Origin of the sequence: Arenibacter sp. F26102 (genome assembly GCF_023015865.1) — a bacterium.
Lineage (GTDB): Bacteria > Bacteroidota > Bacteroidia > Flavobacteriales > Flavobacteriaceae > Arenibacter.
The window spans coordinates 1-281 of record NZ_JALKBC010000072.1 but is presented as its reverse complement, the minus strand read 5'-3'; the positions used below and the strand labels follow the sequence as shown (position 1 = coordinate 281).

Below are 281 nucleotides of genomic sequence, written 5' to 3'. Positions count from 1 at the left end.
TTTGCCTAGTTCCTTAGCCATGAATCTCTCGAGCGCCTTAGAATACTCATCCCAACCACCTGTGTCGGTTTGCGGTACGGGCTGCTTCACTTGGTTTTCTCGGAGGATGTTAAGCTGGATTATCACCTTGGCCGGAGCCTCAGTGTACTATCGGGGCGTCACCGCTCCCTTCAACGTACTATTCCGTCAGTACGCACCAACGCCACATCCCCGTCACTTTTATTGTGAGCAGGTACAGAAATATTAATCTGTTGTCCATCCACTACCCCCTTCGGGTTCGT

Annotated in this window: 1 rRNA gene; it reads right to left on the bottom strand. The window is 51.2% G+C overall.

Annotated elements, in window-relative coordinates:
• A 23S ribosomal RNA gene (locus MWU78_RS22315) occupies positions 1–281 on the bottom strand; the annotation flags it as partial.